The 16,959-nt window shown below is 35.9% G+C and carries 16 protein-coding genes and 1 pseudogene; 14 read left to right on the top strand and 3 right to left on the bottom strand.

The window, feature by feature from the left end:
- Position 1: 1 nt before the first annotated feature.
- From H033_RS0100135 to H033_RS21515, 14 genes and pseudogenes are all read left to right on the top strand, one after another.
- Positions 2 to 571 (top strand): AraC family transcriptional regulator, encoded by a 570-nt coding sequence (locus H033_RS0100135; RefSeq protein ID WP_026836500.1) that lies wholly within the window; start codon positions 2 to 4, stop codon positions 569 to 571.
- 74 nt (positions 572 to 645) lie between these two features.
- A complete protein-coding gene (locus tag H033_RS0100130) occupies positions 646 to 1,134 on the top strand; it encodes a DUF305 domain-containing protein (RefSeq protein WP_026836499.1) in 489 nt (162 codons plus the stop codon).
- A gap of 149 nt (positions 1,135 to 1,283) precedes the next feature.
- A complete protein-coding gene (locus H033_RS0100125) occupies positions 1,284 to 3,686 on the top strand; it encodes a multicopper oxidase domain-containing protein (RefSeq protein WP_026836498.1) in 2,403 nt (800 codons plus the stop codon).
- A gap of 29 nt (positions 3,687 to 3,715) precedes the next feature.
- Positions 3,716 to 4,102 (top strand): DUF302 domain-containing protein, encoded by a 387-nt coding sequence (locus tag H033_RS0100120; RefSeq protein ID WP_026836497.1) that lies wholly within the window; start codon positions 3,716 to 3,718, stop codon positions 4,100 to 4,102.
- A gap of 10 nt (positions 4,103 to 4,112) precedes the next feature.
- Positions 4,113 to 4,730, top strand: coding sequence for a DUF3347 domain-containing protein (locus H033_RS0100115; protein ID WP_026836496.1), 618 nt, complete (start codon positions 4,113 to 4,115; stop codon positions 4,728 to 4,730).
- Positions 4,731 to 4,733: 3 nt separating this feature from the next.
- Positions 4,734 to 5,186 carry a heme-binding domain-containing protein gene (locus H033_RS0100110; protein ID WP_026836495.1) on the top strand — a complete coding sequence of 151 codons (453 nt, stop codon included), beginning with the start codon at positions 4,734 to 4,736 and terminating at the stop codon, positions 5,184 to 5,186.
- A gap of 170 nt (positions 5,187 to 5,356) precedes the next feature.
- Positions 5,357 to 5,920: a nuclear transport factor 2 family protein gene (locus H033_RS19230; RefSeq protein ID WP_026836494.1), complete on the top strand. Its 564-nt coding sequence runs from the start codon at positions 5,357 to 5,359 to the stop codon at positions 5,918 to 5,920.
- Positions 5,921 to 6,021: 101 nt separating this feature from the next.
- Positions 6,022 to 6,573, top strand: a complete 552-nt coding sequence (locus H033_RS19225) for a hypothetical protein (protein ID WP_051227695.1) — start codon at positions 6,022 to 6,024, stop codon at positions 6,571 to 6,573.
- A 193-nt stretch (positions 6,574 to 6,766) separates the two neighbouring features.
- A complete protein-coding gene (locus H033_RS0100095) occupies positions 6,767 to 7,501 on the top strand; it encodes a PepSY domain-containing protein (protein ID WP_026836493.1) in 735 nt (244 codons plus the stop codon).
- Complete coding sequence (locus tag H033_RS20770; protein WP_051227693.1) at positions 7,485 to 8,054, top strand: DUF3347 domain-containing protein; 570 nt, start codon at positions 7,485 to 7,487, stop codon at positions 8,052 to 8,054. Before H033_RS0100095 ends, H033_RS20770 begins: the two co-directional genes overlap by 17 nt.
- Before the next feature lie 107 nt (positions 8,055 to 8,161).
- The gene (locus H033_RS0100085; RefSeq protein ID WP_026836492.1) at positions 8,162 to 8,728 is read left to right on the top strand and encodes a helix-turn-helix domain-containing protein; all 567 of its coding nucleotides are present in this window, start codon (positions 8,162 to 8,164) and stop codon (positions 8,726 to 8,728) included.
- 244 nt (positions 8,729 to 8,972) lie between these two features.
- On the top strand, positions 8,973 to 9,293 hold the full coding sequence (locus H033_RS0100080; protein ID WP_026836491.1) for a four-helix bundle copper-binding protein: 321 nt from the start codon (positions 8,973 to 8,975) through the stop codon (positions 9,291 to 9,293).
- A gap of 65 nt (positions 9,294 to 9,358) precedes the next feature.
- Positions 9,359 to 12,094, top strand: coding sequence for a heavy metal translocating P-type ATPase (locus H033_RS0100075; RefSeq protein ID WP_026836490.1), 2,736 nt, complete (start codon positions 9,359 to 9,361; stop codon positions 12,092 to 12,094).
- Positions 12,095 to 12,111: 17 nt separating this feature from the next.
- Positions 12,112 to 12,243 (top strand): annotated as a pseudogene (locus tag H033_RS21515) (permease); the annotation flags it as partial.
- A gap of 351 nt (positions 12,244 to 12,594) precedes the next feature.
- Here H033_RS21515 and H033_RS0100065 read toward each other — a convergent pair.
- The 3 genes from H033_RS0100065 to H033_RS0100055 form a co-directional block, all read right to left on the bottom strand.
- Positions 12,595 to 13,710: an ISAs1 family transposase gene (locus tag H033_RS0100065; RefSeq protein ID WP_026836489.1), complete on the bottom strand. Its 1,116-nt coding sequence runs from the start codon at positions 13,708 to 13,710 to the stop codon at positions 12,595 to 12,597.
- A gap of 118 nt (positions 13,711 to 13,828) precedes the next feature.
- Positions 13,829 to 14,341 carry a hypothetical protein gene (locus tag H033_RS0100060; protein ID WP_026836488.1) on the bottom strand — a complete coding sequence of 171 codons (513 nt, stop codon included), beginning with the start codon at positions 14,339 to 14,341 and terminating at the stop codon, positions 13,829 to 13,831.
- Between the two features lie 128 nt (positions 14,342 to 14,469).
- Positions 14,470 to 16,956 carry a zinc-dependent metalloprotease gene (locus H033_RS0100055; RefSeq protein ID WP_026836487.1) on the bottom strand — a complete coding sequence of 829 codons (2,487 nt, stop codon included), beginning with the start codon at positions 16,954 to 16,956 and terminating at the stop codon, positions 14,470 to 14,472.
- Positions 16,957 to 16,959: the final 3 nt, after the last annotated feature.

The raw sequence follows: 16,959 nt of genomic DNA, 5'->3' as shown, positions 1-16,959 counted from the left end.
CATGGCCAAAGAATACTACATAAAAAATATGGTTTGCGACCGCTGTATAAAAGTGGTGAGAAATGAATTAAATGCTAGTGGAGTAAATACTTTGGAAGTTGTTTTAGGAAGAGTGATAATAGATACCGAGGACGAAATTTCTGATGAGCAGAAATTGAATCAGGTTCTAGTTGAAAATGGTTTTATACTTATTAGCAGCCCTGAATCAATACTATCTGAAGCTGTTAAAATCGAATTGATCAACCTATTGGAGAATCTGCCTATTAAAATTGAAGGGACTCTATCCAACTTACTTTCGGCTCATCTTAATTCTGATTACTCAAAGATCAGCAAGATATTTTCGATTACTGAAAAGATCACTATTGAGAAGTATTTTATAAAACTGAAGATTGAAAAAGTAAAGGAATTAGTCCAGTCTCAGGAGTATAATTTCACAGAGATAAGTCAGCTTTTAGATTATAATAATATGAATTATTTATCTCGTCAGTTTAAGAATGAAACAGGCATGAGTTTGACAGAATATAAAGGCTTAAATGAGAATTTTAGGAATTCTTTAGACCAAATAATATAGATAGTATCCAAAATATTAACAACTTAAGAGGCAGTTTTACAATACTTTAGTGTGATAACCAGAAACTAACCAATATGAATGCACAAGAAAAAGGGCAACACGAAATGAATGGAAATAATTACGCTAAGTTTTTCCTGATGCTTGGTTTATCCTTTCTGGCTATGTATATCACAATGTACTTAAACACTTATGCAATTGATCATGTGTATTTGAGTCTTACAAGATTTTATATGAGCTGTTTAGGTATATCTGCAATGGCGGTTATAATGCTATCTCTTATGCTAAACATGTATACTAACAAGAAAAAGAACATTGCGATCTATGCAGGGAGCTTGGTGCTATTTTTAGGTGCATTAGGATTGGTAAGGGCTCAAAGTCCAATAATTGGGGATGTGCTTTGGATGAAAGCGATGATCCCACACCATTCCATTGCGATTTTAACGAGTGAACGTGCAGCTATATCAGATCCAGAGGTGAAGAAATTGGCAGAAGACATTATAAAAACCCAAAAAAGGGAAATAACTGAAATGAAAAGAATGATCGAAAGATTGGAGAATGAATAAATATTAATAGCATCTCTAAAAATTAGATTGGTCACACATGCTATCTCAATCGAAATCTAAATATCGATGGTGTTTTTTATACAAAAACCTTGACTTACTTAAGTTAATAATCTCGAACTTTAGAATAGTCATTTTAAGTAAAGAATAATATGAAATTGAAAACACACCTATTTATTCTAGCCCTAATTACAGGATTGTCAGGATATTGTCAGAATGAACTGGAAGCTTCGGTGGAAGGAAATGTTAATAATCTTCCGGTAAAGGAATATAAAATCACGATAAATCAGGAGTCTGTAAATAAAGCAGGAAAAGAGGTAATGGGAATGACCATAAATGGAAGTATTCCCGGTCCGACCCTCGAATTTACCGAAGGGGAATATGCTGTGATCTATGTGGAAAATAAAATGGATGTGGAAACCTCCATTCACTGGCACGGCATGTTACTACCTAATTTTTATGATGGTGTCCCTTATCTTACCACACCACCCATTATGCCGGGAACAACGTTTAAGTATGAATTCGAAATTAAACAGCATGGTACTTATTGGTATCATTCGCATACCATGTTGCAGGAACAAAGCGGGGTGTATGGTTCTTTATTGATAAATCCAAAAGAAAAGCTACTGGATTATGATAAAGATCTGGTACTGTTGCTCTCAGACTGGACTAATGAAAAACCCAAGGATGTCCTTAGATTCCTGAAAAGGGGAACCGAATGGTACAATATCAAAAAAGGAACGGCAACTCCTCTTAACCAGGTAATTGCAAGAGGTGCTTTGGGTGCACAAGTCGATTTTTGGAGACAGCGAATGGAAGGGGCAGATATTGCTGATATATACTATCCTGCATTTTTAATAAATGGAGAAGAAAGAATAGAATACCCTGAGTTTAAACCCGGTGAAAAGGTAAGGCTAAGGATAATAGATGGTGCAGCATCAACTTCCTTTTGGATGACTTTTGGAGGTAATATGCCTACGTTGGTTTCTGCTGATGGGAAAGATGTGGTGCCGGTTCAAAAAAATAAAACTTTTATTGCTGTTGCTGAAACTTATGATTTTATCGTGACCATCCCCGATGATGGGAAAATAGAATTCAAAATTATGGCACAGGATGGTTCGGGTACTGCCTCTGCTTTTCTTGGGACCGGGAGAATACTTCCGGCGCCCGAAGTAGCAAGACCCGATAAGATAGGGATGATGCAGAAAATGGCTAAGATGAAAATGAAAATGGGTGCTCCTGCTTTGCAATTTAATCCTAGTAACCCAGATCCATATGAACTAAAGGAAAAATGGGGAATGAAAATGGATGGGATGGACCATGGTGATATGAAGATGAAGAAAGATTCCTCTAAGACAGGGATGGACCATTCCAAAATGGATCGCTCTAAGATGGAAATGAAAAAAGATTCCACGATGTCTGGAATGGATGATTCGAAAATGGAAATGAAGAAGGATACCATGAAAATGGTTAATTCTCCTACAGAAAATATGTCGATGGATGGGATGAAAGATATGAAAATGGAAGAATCTGATGGCATGAGTATGTTTTCAGAATATAATTATGATTATTTGAAATCTCCTGAAAAGACAAGTTATGACGAAGATATTCCTGTCACTGAAATTCTATTGAATTTAACTGGTAATATGGCTCGCTACATCTGGAGCTTCAATGGGGTGCCTTTAGCTGAATCAGATAAGATAAAAATTAAAGGCGATGAGGTTACCCGCATCACTTTTAATAATCTTACGATGATGCACCACCCTTTGCACCTTCATGGACATTTTTTCAGGGTAATAAACGAAAACGGGGAATATTCACCCTTAAAACACACGGTTAATGTGCCGCCCATGAAGGAGGTAACTATTGAATTTTATGGAAATGAGTATGGAGACTGGTTTTTCCATTGCCACATTTTGTATCACTTGGATTCAGGTATGGCAAGGATAATTAGTTATGATACTAAACGAGATGAACGAATGAAACGTTACCCAGTAAGCAATCTTATAAGAGAAACCAATAAATTCTATACATGGGGAATGCTAGATGCTGCATCCCACATGACAGAATTAAATGTGGTGAGTTCCAATATCAGGAATCAATTTACTGCCCTAGCTGGATACGGATGGAATGAAAATATAGAAGCAGAATTCACCTATGAATATTATTTAAATGACTGGGTACGACTGTTTGGTGGTGTGAATGTAGAGAACGAAATGGAAAATAGCATGGAAGAACTCAGTACTACGGCTATTGGGGGTATCCGGTATTTTACTCCTTATATGTTTGCCCTCGACCTTCGTGTAGATAATAAGTTGAGGCCTCAAATAAGCCTGGCCCGGGAAATCATGATCTTTCCACGATTGGTATTATTTGGGGAATATGAATTTCAGGCAGATTTTGGATGGGTAGATGAGCTTCCTGAAGGTGATAATTTTAAAAAAGAACAGACTTGGAGCACAGGGCTTGAATATTTTATATCTAAAAATTTCTCTTTAATGGGGAGCTACGATAGCAGATTTGGTGCCGGTGGGGGATTATCTATAAGGTTTTAATTTAAATACAAATTTTAAAAATCATAATTATGAATTATTATTTTAATAAAACAGTTAAAGGGAATTTTGAAGAAATCATAGAGAAAGTTTCCAAAGAATTAGAGAAAGAAGGATTCGGTGTCTTAACCGATATCGATATTAAAGCTACTTTTAAAAAGAAGCTGGATGTAGATTTTCAGAATTATAGAATTTTGGGAGCGTGTAATGCCCCTTATGCACATAAGGCTTTAACAGCGGAAGATAAGGTAGGAACTATGCTGCCATGTAATGTTATTGTGCAGCAACTCGATGACAATTCTATTGAAATTGCAGCCGTTAATCCATTAGCTTCTATGCAAGCTATTGAGAATTCAGAATTAAAAGATATAGCAGAAGAAATTACGAAAAAATTAAAAAAGGTTATCAGTAATATTTAAAAGAAAACAAATGAAAAAATCAAAATCAATATTAGGAGTAATGCTACTGGCAATAATAGCTTTCACCGTGACATCATGCCGAGATTCTAAGAAAGAAGATGATCACGAAATGGATCAAGACGATATGGAGATGGAACATGATAATATGGAAATGAATAATTCCTCAATGAATTCATCTGATAATATGGCAATTGATCAAGATAAATCTGCAACCGATATTATTATTGTGAATTATTTAGAACTTAAAAATGCATTGGTTGCAGATAATACAGAAGCAGCTGCAAGTTCAGGGGAAAAAATAGTGAGTGCTTTAAAAGCATTTGATGTTAAAAGTTATTCTGAAGAAGAGCAAAAAGAACTGAATGATATTATAGTAGATGCTGTAGAACATGCGGAGCATATTGCAGAAAGTGCAATGGACCATCAAAGAGAGCATTTCGAGATATTAAGTAAAGATGTGGCAGATCTAATAGCCATAACTGGAACTAACAAAACTTTGTACCAAGACTTTTGCCCAATGTATAATGATGGGAAAGGAGCAATTTGGTTGAGTGAATTTAAGGAGATCAAAAACCCTTATTATGGTAGTAAAATGCTTACTTGTGGGTCTTTGCAAAAGGAGATCTAAGTGATCAAAATTTTAAAAATAATTGGAATTATTGCTTTGGTTGCGCTTATAGGAATTCAATTTATTCCCACTACTCGTAACCAAAGTGATATTGTACCTGTAACAGATTTTATTACAACTAACAATCCGCCAAATGAGGTAGAAAGCATATTGCGCACATCATGTTATGATTGCCATAGCAACAGCACTGCGTACCCTTGGTATAATAAGATTCAGCCTGCAGCCATGTACTTAGAAGATCATATAAAGCATGGGAAGGAAGAACTCAACTTCAATGAATTTGGAGATTATTCTGATAGACGTAAAAAGAGTAAATTAAAATCAATATTGAGACAGGTGGAGCAGAATGAAATGCCTTTAGAATCCTATACATTAATACATAGGGATGCCAAAATTTCAGATTCCGAAAAGGAATTAGTTTTAAATTGGATAGATAAAGTTCTTGATAGTATTTGATGTTAAATGCTAAGAGAAGTCCTAGAAGGGGAAGAAGAATATAAGTTCGATTAATTAGTTGATCTTCTTTCCCAAATAGGATTTTATGTATTTCATGTAATAAATGTTAGTGCTCAATTAAACCAATAAAAATGTTTTCATCTTTAAAATCAATAAATTCAATATTTGAAATGAAAAAAACTAATCGTATTTTTAAACAGCATCTATTTTTACTATTATCACTCATTATAATTTTAGGAATCTATAGCTGCAAGGAAGAAACCAAGCATACCAGCTCAGAGGTAATGCCAATGGAAATTGAAGCGGTAGAGGTAGATGTAGAAAAGGAAAAGAATGAGGTAATAGCTCATATGAAGAAATATAAAAATGCCTTTCAAAATCTTTCCACAGAAGGGACTATGGAATTGTTCTCTGAAGATTCGCAGGTTTTTGAATCTGGTAGGGCTGAAGGTACTTATGCAAATTATATAGAAAATCACATTGGGCCAGAACTGAGTCATTTTAATAGTTTCACCTTTTCAGATTATATTATAGATGCTCAAATAGATCTTCCTTATGCGTTTACTACAGAAACCTATATCTACACCTTAGATCTAAAGCCTAATAAGGAGAAAAATAGAAAGGCACAAATTATTAGTAAAAAGGGAGTGGCAACTTCTGTTCTTAAAAAAGTAGATGGATCTTGGAAAATTTTAAAGACACATTCCTCTTCTAGAAATTATACTCCAAATTAGCCCTACAAAATTGTAATAAGACATACCGGACAAAAAAAGGAAATGTTTTGTGAAAGGAAATGAGTTTAAATATTATTAATGACTAACTAAAATTTAAAATTATGAAAAATGTATTTCGAGTATCAATGGTAGCACTTCTAAGTTTACTAACAGTAAGCTGTGGAAGTACGCAAACAGCATCTGAAGCTTTGGCAGAAAATGAATTTAGAAATGAAGTTTATAAAGAAATAGCTACAGATCAAACCAAATTTAAGGATTTCATGCAAGTTGTTCATAATTCAGCTGAGGGTGATAAATGGCTTATGAAAGATCATGTGCAAATGATGGAGGATGGCAAAATGATGAAAGTTATGAAAGCCAATCCTGAGATGCAGGAAAAAATGAAGAAAATGATGCAGGATAAAATGGAGAAGGATCCGGAAATGCAAAAGAAGATGATGGATAAAATGAAGGCTAAAATGATGGAAGATCCTGCTATGAAAGAAGCTATGATGCAAAATATGCATGCTGAAATGAAGGCGAACCCGGAGATGGCTGAAAAGATGATGGATAAAATGATACAGTTCTTACATGAGAATCCAGAAATGATGGATAAAATGCAAGCTAAAATGAAAGCCCATCAGGCTGAAATGAAAAATAACAAAAAGCAGTAGTTGAGATTCAATTACTTATATCTAATTTATTTATTAGGAATAGTAGGAAAGATGAAGTGTTCCGGGATATATTTCACGGGGACTTCATCTTTTATAACGAATTAATTTTGGAGAGAAGTGCTAGGTATATAAGACATTTCGCACTCGCTTTTTATCGCTAAGGACTATTTAAATCCTAAATAAATTAATTAAAATGGTAAACAGACACACCGCTAAAAAAATTAGAAAAACACACCGGTATCTGGGTTTATTTATCGGGATTCAGTTTTTAATGTGGTCAATTAGTGGTTTGTATTTTAGCTGGACAGATATAGACGAAATTCATGGAGATCAGTTTCTTAAAGCAAACGTAGAAAAAGCTGCTTTTAGTAATTTAATAAGTCCATCTCTGCTTCAACTAAATTCAGAAATAGCATCTTTAGAATTAATGGAGATTGGTAAAAAACCCTTTTATTGGATAAATGAAACTAGCCTCTTCAATGCTATAAGCGGAACAAAAATTGAAGGATTATCTCAAGAAGATGCTATGGCCGTGGCAAATAAGCATGTTATAAAGGAGCTAGAGGTTTCAAATATCGAAAAAATAAATGATACAGATAAGCATCATGAATACAGAGGGAAGCCATTGCCTGCTTATGTGATCTCTTATAAGTCTTGGGAAAATATTAAGGCGTATGTTGCTGTAGAAAATGGTAAATTTGAAAGTATAAGACATCGGGATTGGCGTTGGTTCGATTTTCTATGGATGACACACACTATGGATTATGAAGGGCGTGACAATTTTAACAATATTATTTTAAGGGCATTTTCCCTTTTAGGTTTATTAACAGTTTTAAGTGGTTTTACCCTATGGTTTACCTCATCACCAAGTATTAGAAAAGTTTTGAATAGAAATAAAAAAAGTAAAAGAAATGAAAAAGCAAGTTAGAAATGGTTCTTTGATTATCGTAATGGTTGCCAGTTTGGGGTTTTATTCCTGCGGAGAAAGCAAAGATAAAGATGCTACTAAAACTCAACAAGATGAAATGGAAATGCCAAAAGAATCTGCTGAGATTTTAGATGTGGAGGAGTTATCCAAGGTACAGTTTGAGGACACCAACACCCGAACATCCTTTGAGCATTATCTTGGGGTAAAAACTGCGTTGGTAAATTCCGATACTAAAGAAGTTAAGGAAAATGCAGAAATGCTATTAGAAAGTTTAAAGGTTATTAATGCAGAACAATCATTGCTAGACACTACACAACGGATGGTTGAAGCTGTAGACATTAATAAACAACGTGAAGCTTTTACTGAAATGACTAAGGGAATGGAAGTAGTTTTATCTGTAGCAGTTTCATCCGGAGAGATTTATAAACAATTTTGCCCTATGGCTTTTGAAGGTAAAGGTGGTTATTGGTTCTCTACTTCAAAAGAAATTAGAAATCCATATTTTGGAGACAAAATGCTTAAATGTGGTAGAGTTGAAGATGTAATTATGTAATTACGGATTCAAAATATTTAGTTGATGTTGAACTGGACTTGTTAATATAATTTATATATACAAGTTCAGTTTAAGGTCAGTGCTTTTAATCCACTCAAATATTAAAATTGAAAACTGAAGTTTTACATATTAAAAACATGGTTTGTGATCGCTGTATCCATGCAGTTCGTGATATCTTAGATCGAAATAATATCTCCTATAATAATATTACATTAGGAACTATTGAGCTTAACACCCCAATCAATTCAATCGAGACAGAAAATCTTCAGATGGAATTCAAAAAGCTTGGCTTTGAAGTTATTTCAGAAAAAAATCAACGTATAGTAAAGCAAATCAAGGCGATTATCTTAAATGATATCTTTCAGGAAAAGCTTAAAAATAATCAAAACTTATCGGTGAACTTAAGTAATCAACTTCATTTCGATTACAGCCATTTAAGTTCTATATTTTCTAAGACTGAGGGGAAAAGTATACAGACTTATCAAAATGAACTCAAGGTAGAGCGCATAAAAGAATTGCTTGAATATGATGAACTCAGCATCACCGAAATTGCAGATACATTAGGCTTTGGAAGTGCCGCGTATCTTTCTACTCAATTTAAAAAGATCACTGGATCTACTCCTTCTCAGTATAAAACTTCTAAAAAGGAAAGAAATACACTGGACACCTTTTAATCCCTCATTGAGGGTTTAACCCGCCTGACCGGCTGGGCAGGTTCCCCGAGGCCTGCCCGATAGGTTCAGGCGGGCTTGCCTCGAACTTTTAAAAGTATTTTCCTCCCGAACCATCGGGACATACCACGTGGGCTTGCCCCGAGGTTCTTGATTTTCCTATATTTTCATAAAATCTTTCCATAATATTAAAAGTCTTTAGTTTTTATAATAGGTAACTTTGAGTAGAAACCTAAAAACCAGAGTTATGAGAAATGAAAAGTTGATTCAAGCCTTAGGAAACTGTATTAACCACTGTAATTATTGTGCAGATGCTTGCCTAGATGAAGACAATGTGAAAATGATGGTAGATTGCATTCGCAGAGATCGCGTTTGTGCAGAAGCCTGTGCGGCTTTAAGTCAAATTTTGGCAACTAACTATAAAGATGTCCAAGGTCTAGTAGATTATTGTAAACAGGTTTGCAATTCATGTGCAGAGGAATGTGAGAAACATCACACACAACATTGTAAAGATTGTGCACAAGCATGCCGCGAATGTGCAAAAGCATGCGAGGCCTATGCCGCTTAATAAAAACTATTAATTTAATTAGTTTAAAACCTGGATTCGTCTAGGTTTTCTTGAATTTAGAAGACATGAAACATAGCTATACTATCTCTGGAATGACTTGTAACGGGTGCAGAGCTCACATAGAAAAAACCTTAAAAGAAGTTGAGGGTGTAAAGGATGCTACTGTAAATCTGGAAAAAGCTGAAGCAGAAATAGAAATGGATACTCACGTAAAACTGAGTCAGTTTCAAAAAGCTTTAAAAGAAGATGGAGGAGGTTATAAGATACATGAACCAGGAAAAATCATGAGTCATACTTATGATATTACAGGAATGACTTGTAATGGTTGTAGGACACATGTGGAAAAAGTTCTAAACGCTGTAGAAGGAGTCTCTAAAGCCATAGTAGATCTTGAAAAGAAGGAAGCCGTTGTAGAAATGGAATCTCACATTAAGATTCAAAAATTTCAAGAGGTATTAGAGAAAGAAGGAGGAACCTATCAGATTTATCCTCAAGGAAAAGCTCCAAACACAAAGGAGAATGGGTCTTCTAAAACCAATGAAAAAGGAACAGGAACTTTTTATTGCCCGATGCACTGTGAAGGGGATAAGACCTATAATGAATCTGGAGACTGTCCAGTTTGCGGGATGGACCTTGTAGAAGAATTCAGCATGGGATCCTCTTCCTTCGAAGGGGGGCAGGGGGAAGGATTTACTTGTCCAATGCACCCAGAGATCGTAAGAGATGAGCCTGGAGATTGCCCTATTTGTGGAATGGACCTAGTGCCAATGAAAGCAAATGTTTCTGCAGAAGCAAAAACTTACCAGAAGCTGCTCAATAAATTTAAGATCGCAGTAATTTTTACCCTTCCAATCTTTTTGATCGCGATGTCTGAAATGATACCAGAAAACCCGCTTTATGATTGGTTGGATATGAAAACCTGGAATTGGATCCAGTTAGGCCTTTCCATTCCTGTGGTGTTTTATGCTACCTGGATGTTTTTTGAAAGAGCATATAGATCTATAATTACTTGGAACCTTAATATGTTCACCTTAATTGGAATAGGTGCAGGTGTGGCTTGGGTTTTTAGTGTTTTTGGATTGCTTTTTCCAGACCTTTTTCCAGATCAGTTTAAAACGGAAATGGGTACTGTACATGTTTATTTTGAAGCGGCTACCGTTATTTTAACGCTGGTGCTTTTGGGACAGCTGTTAGAAGCCAGAGCCCACAGCAGAACCAATAGTGCTATAAAAGAACTTTTAAAACTCGCTCCAAATAAAGCCTATAGAATAGTTGATGGGGTGGAGGAAGAAGTACCAACAGATCAAATTATGGTGGGCGATCTCTTACGTGTAAAACCTGGAGACAAAATTCCTGTAGATGGAACAATTGAAAAGGGTCAGAGTAGCCTAGATGAATCAATGATTACTGGTGAGCCTATTCCAGTAGATAAGGTTGAAGGTGATAAAGTGAGTTCTGGAACTATTAATGGAAACCAAAGCTTTACTATGAGAGCCGAAAAAGTTGGAAACGAAACTTTATTGGCTCAAATTATAAAAATGGTGAATGATGCCAGTAGATCCCAAGCGCCAATTCAAAAATTAGCCGATAGAATTTCAGGTTATTTTGTGCCTATTGTAGTGTTGATCTCTGTGATCACCTTCGTTATCTGGGCAATATATGGTCCAGAACCTTCGTATGCTTATGCCATGATAAACGCTATTGCAGTCTTAATAATTGCCTGCCCTTGCGCTCTGGGATTAGCCACCCCAATGTCTGTGATGGTTGGTGTTGGAAAAGGCGCACAAAATGGAGTGCTTATTAAAAATGCTGAGGCTTTAGAGCAAATGGATAAAGTAGATGTGCTTATTATTGATAAAACCGGAACTATTACTGAAGGAAAGCCTTCAGTAGAAAAAGTAGTTTCATTAAAATCTTCTTATTCTGAAGATGAGGTTTTAAGATTTGTAGGTTCTGTGAACTCAATGAGTGAACATCCACTAGCACAGGCAACAGTGAATTTCTCGAAAGATAAAAATGTGAGCCTAAATGAAGCCGTCAATTTTAATTCGGTTACTGGAAAAGGGGTGACTGGGGAAATTGATGGAAAAAAAGTTGCTATTGGAAATGATAAGTTGATGGATGAGGAGAATGCAGAGATAACTTCAGAATTTAAGAATCAGGTTGAGAGCGAACAAGAGCAGGGTAAAACAGTTTCTTACGTTTCAGTGGACCATAAAATTGTGGGATATATTACTATCACAGATCCTATTAAAAAAACAAGTGCCCAAGCCATAAAGGAATTGATGGATGATGGGATAGAGGTTATAATGTTAACAGGAGATAACAAAAAGACAGCTCAGGCTGTAGCAGATAAACTTCACCTATCTGCGTTTAAAGCAGGAATGTTACCTGAAGATAAATTGAATGAAGTGAAAAAACTCCAGGATCAAGGAAAATTAGTTGCCATGGCAGGCGATGGGATTAACGATGCCCCGGCTTTAGCACAGTCTAATGTAGGAATTGCCATGGGAACGGGAACCGATGTAGCTATAGAAAGCGCAAAGATCACTTTGGTAAAAGGAGATCTGCAAGGAGTTGTAAAGGCAAAAAGATTAAGTGAAAAGGTGATGAGAAACATCAAACAGAATTTATTTTTTGCACTTATCTACAATACTTTAGGAGTTCCGGTTGCTGCCGGGGTACTTTATCCCTTTTTTGGATTGCTGTTATCCCCAATGATCGCAGCATTAGCAATGAGCTTTAGTTCAATCTCTGTTATTGCAAATGCGTTGAGGTTAAAAAATGCAACATTAGATTAGAATAAAAGATTAAAATTATGCAAGATTTTTTAAGTAAATGGGGAGAAGCTGCATACACTAGTGTAGGCTTTTTCTGGATGACTTTATGGGCCTTTGCGTTAGATTATGTTTTAAGCAGTTGTATTCAGGTTTTTGTAACCGAAAAGAGGAAAGCTTAATTAATAACTATAGTATAATATAAAAGCCACCTCATTTTATGAGGTGGCTATGTAGGGTAGAATAATCTAGAATATGAAATAAATTCTTTATTCTATATTTCTTAGACTCATAGTTTTAAAAAAGGTTTAAAATTGAATCCATTTTAAAATTCAAAAACCCACTAAAATAATTTAGTGGGTTCTAAACAATGAATGCAAATTTTAAATATTTGCAATTGGCTTTTTAAATTGTCGAAGCTTTTGTCAATTAATTACAGATTAATTAGTTAAACATTTCATTTTCTGTAAAAACCTTAAAAACATATGTGATACTATGGTTAATATTCTGACAGGGCAAACGCATTAAACTTTCATTAGATTCAGCACTTCTATCAGATAGTGGTTGTCCCATCCCGCTTTGAGCCTTCTGCTTTTAACGCCTATTTTGGATGATTTTTCATTTTTCAACAAATTCAATGCGATTTTATTGAGTATCGAGAAATTTTGAGTGGAGTTGCCTGTTCTTTTTCTAGAAGCATCTTCTGAAAAAGCAACATCTAAAGTCCAGTGCAACTTGTTTTCTATGGACCAATGGGAACGAATGGCCTTTTGGAAATCTTGGGAGCTGGCCTTTATACTTGAAATATAATATCTTATTGCATGTTGTGCAGGCTTTTCTGAGTTTTTAAACTCACGTTTGCTTTCTATTTTTATAACACTTGTCAGGTTTTCCCAGTTATTGGTCTTTTCAATAAACTGAAAGTTGTCGATCACACTGCATGTCCTGGTTTCTATCCTGCCATGGTCCAGTTCTTGGACAAGGTTTGATTCCATGGTTTTCCCAAATCTAAATTCATCTTCAATATGCTCCAGCAACTGAGGTTGATTGTCTTTTACGGCCAAGATATAGTCTGCATTTTTATTGACGATGGCCTTGGCTATTTCTGTCTGACATCCCATGGCATCAATGGTTACAATGGTGTTTTCTATGGACAAGGCCTTTAATAATTCTGGAATGGCAGTAATCTCATTTGACTTCTCAGAAACCTTGACTTGTCCCAAGACCAAATTATTGTCGTTTGCCCAAGCACTGACCATGTGCACCGGGGATTTTTTACCGCCAGCTTTGGCACCCCTGATTGTTTTGCCATCTATGGCAATGATTTCCCTGGGCTGGAGTTGTGCAAGATCACTGACCCATTGTATAAAGCACTTTTCAAATTGATCACTGTCAATATTGGAAAAAACGCGATTAAATGTGTCGTGCGAAGGGATGCCATTGGGCAGATCAAGGAAGCTGCGAAGGAATTCTTCTTTTGAGTTGGCATAGTTTTCCATTTCGTTCCATGAATCTGCCCCACAGATTACTGAAATGATCCCGATGAGAAGGATGCTTTCCAAATCATAAAGTTGCTTGTGGGAACGTCTAAAGTCGGGTATTTGACCAAATATGGTCTTTAGTTTTTGGGCGGTTTTCAAATGTGTAAAATATTTATTATCAGTATAATATACAATATTTTAAACTGAAAACAGCAAATATTCTGCTGGTTTTTTAAGTGATTGGCACTCTTTTTTACCCAATTAACTTAAACTTTTTTTAATGCGTTTGCCCTGAATATTCTGACCCATCATCGTCATGATCTTTTTTATTCCCTTTCATTTTTGACTTGTCCTTGTGCTTCATCATTTTTTCCTTATCCATTTTCATTTCTTCATTGTGCATAACTTCCCATCTTGCGAACTGCTTATCATCAAGAATTTCTCTTATATCTTCTTTGAAGTCATCCTGAATTTTCATCCTCTGTTCATGCATTTCGGCTTTTTCTTGTGGCATATCCTCTGCATCTTCTTCGGTCATTTCTGCTCTGTGACCTGCCTTCAACTCCTTCATGCTTTCCCATCTTTTCTGTTGAGCTTTTTTTAAGTCTGCTTTTTGTTCCACATTCAAACTCAATTTAGTAGCCATTTTATCAGAATACATAGTGGCATCCTCATCATGAGACATCATTTCCATATGATCTTTGTCTTTATCCTTATATTCTTTTTCTACTTGAGCAAAAGTTGGAAAGGAGAATAGGATCATCAATAAAACTAAATTTATTTTTTTCATAATTTAAATTATTAATTAATACTTAAACATCTAAAAATAAGCAATTTATGAGCTGTTAAAATATGTTTTAACACAAAAAAACGGTTGCCGTTAAAGCAACCGTTTTAAATCTTAAAATTTTAAAAAAATTAACCTTTTGCAATAGGATTTAGGATTAGATCAATTCTTTCCAAAGCATCCATTAAATGATAACGGGTTAGCTGATCATTAGATCTTCCTACCGCGTTTCTAATGTTACGCTGTAAAGTAACCAGTTCTCCTCTTACTACAGGTCTAATGTCACTTTGGGCAACATCAACATTCGTTCCGCGGCTAAATCGGCTGTTTTGTTGTTCCTCTGTCATTAAGTAGTCCATCCTGTTGATATATGCCCGTTGAAGGTTTCGTCGGTAGGTGCTAATTTCGCCACCTTTTCTAAGTTCGCTCCATACTCCGTTTCTAAGTTCGCTCATCATATCTAGAAGACCATAAGCTTCTCTTCCGTTTATCTCGCTGTTTTCAATAAGTCTTGCCATTCTTCCGAAGTCTAGCAAATTGTTTAAAGTTCTTTCCTGAGCACCTCTTAAACGCTCTACATTTCCATCAAATTCGATCTTATTAAAGATCTCCTGATCAATAAGCCATTCCGGGGTAGAGAACAATTCATCCTGAAGGAATTTCATTGCTACCTTTTGCTTATCTGCTGTTAAGTGAAAATATACAGCTCCATCCTGGTCATAGGTCTTGGTGAATTTTTTTACACCACCAATATTTGCTGCAACGTGACCCATGTAACGATTGTACTGCCCTAAAACCTGTCCATACATAGTCTCCAGATCATCATAATCTTTACCGTCTTCTGCAGTCCATTCAATAAGATTAGGAATTATTCTTTTGAGATTCTTTATTCCGTATTGACTGGCAAGTACTGCATCGTCACCAAGATCTTCGGTTTGTGAAGTAGGATCAATAACACCTCTTTGCTGGGCTCCAAAACGGTAGATAGGGTCATCGGCTTTTGCCAGGATCCATTCGTCCAAAACGGGTTTTTCTTCTACTCCCTTTTTTTCTGGTAAGGGCTTATAACCCCACATTATTGCATATTTATCATATGGCCCTACTTCCGGCATTAAAGCAACATCTCCATCTTCAGGTTGCGCGATATAATTAAAACGGGCATAATCCATAATAGAAGGTGCGGTACCATATTTTTTAGTGAATTCCGGATCTCTTAGATCTTCTACAGAATATGCAACACTGCTCCCCATATTATGTGGAAGACCTAATGTATGTCCAACCTCGTGAGAAGATACAAATCTAATAAGGCGGCCCATTACTTCATCTTTAAAAGCCACACCCTGTGCTTCTGGATTTATAGCAGCTGTTTGCACAAAGAACCAGTTTCTTAAAAGAGTCATTACATTATGGTACCAGTTAATATCCGATTCCAATATTTCTCCGGAACGAGGATCACTCACATGAGGACCATTTGCATTAGGAATTGGGGAAGCTAAATATCTTACTACAGAATATCTTGCATCTTCAGGGCTCCAGTCCGGATCCTCTTCTTTTGTTGGAGGATCTTTTGCTATAATGGCATTTTTAAAGCCGGCAGCTTCAAAAGCAACTTGCCAATCTTCTATACCTTCTTTAATAAATGGAATCCATTGTTTTGGAGTGGCTCTATCTATATAATAAACAATTTGTTTTTTAGGCTCAACCAGCTCTCCATTCTTGAATTTCTCAAGATCTTCATCTTTTACCTCAAGTCTCCAACGATCTAGGTAACGAACAGTTTCACTTTTTTGAGCTTCTAGTCCGTAATCCACCTGTCCAGTTGTAAACCAGCCAACTCTTTCATCATAATATCTTCTTTCCATAGGTACCTTTGGAAGAAGGATCATCGAGTTGCTCATTTTTACTGAAATTGAAGCAGTACTTGAATTAGAAGGTGGTTCAGAAGAATTATACGTTTTTACATGACGCACTTCAATATTTTCAGGATAACTTCTAATAGTATCTATATAAGATCTACTCTCATCAAGACGCGTAATTTTATAATTTTTACGGCTTCTCTCGGGAAATCCTAGAGCCTGAACGTCTTTCTTAAAAAGATCGTTTACTTTTATAACCGTGGAATTGCTTAAAGAGTCTTTGTGCAGAGCTTCAATTTCGAACGAATAAAGTATGGGCTCAAAGTTGGAATTTACCACTGCCTCATGAATCGGAAGAGAATCTGCTGCATAAACATCGTGGGAAACTACCCTCAATAAAACGGTTTTGTCTTTTTTCTCCCAGCGTAAAACCTGCTCATTCTGTTTCCCGCCACCAAAACCAATACCAGCGGCAGTTTGGGCTATACGGGTAACCATAAGCATTTCCCGATTAAAGAGACTGTCAGGGATTTCGTAAAAATAGTTGTCTTCTACTTTGTGGATGGTAAATAAACCTTTGTCAGATTTAGCTTCTTTGGTAATTACCTTGTCATAAGGTTTAATACCATTTTTGTCTTTAGATTCCGATTTTGCTTCTGTTTGCGCCGATGCCTTTTTTTCTTTAGGCTGAAAAACGGCACAACCGGAAACAGAGATTGACAAGGCTATTAATAATAGCTTGTGGGAAAACTGTTTTGTCATGTA

This window comes from Gillisia sp. JM1 (assembly GCF_000424645.1).
GTDB lineage: Bacteria > Bacteroidota > Bacteroidia > Flavobacteriales > Flavobacteriaceae > Gillisia.
Note: the sequence above shows the minus strand (reverse complement) of the source record. Positions and strands in the feature narration are given on the sequence as shown.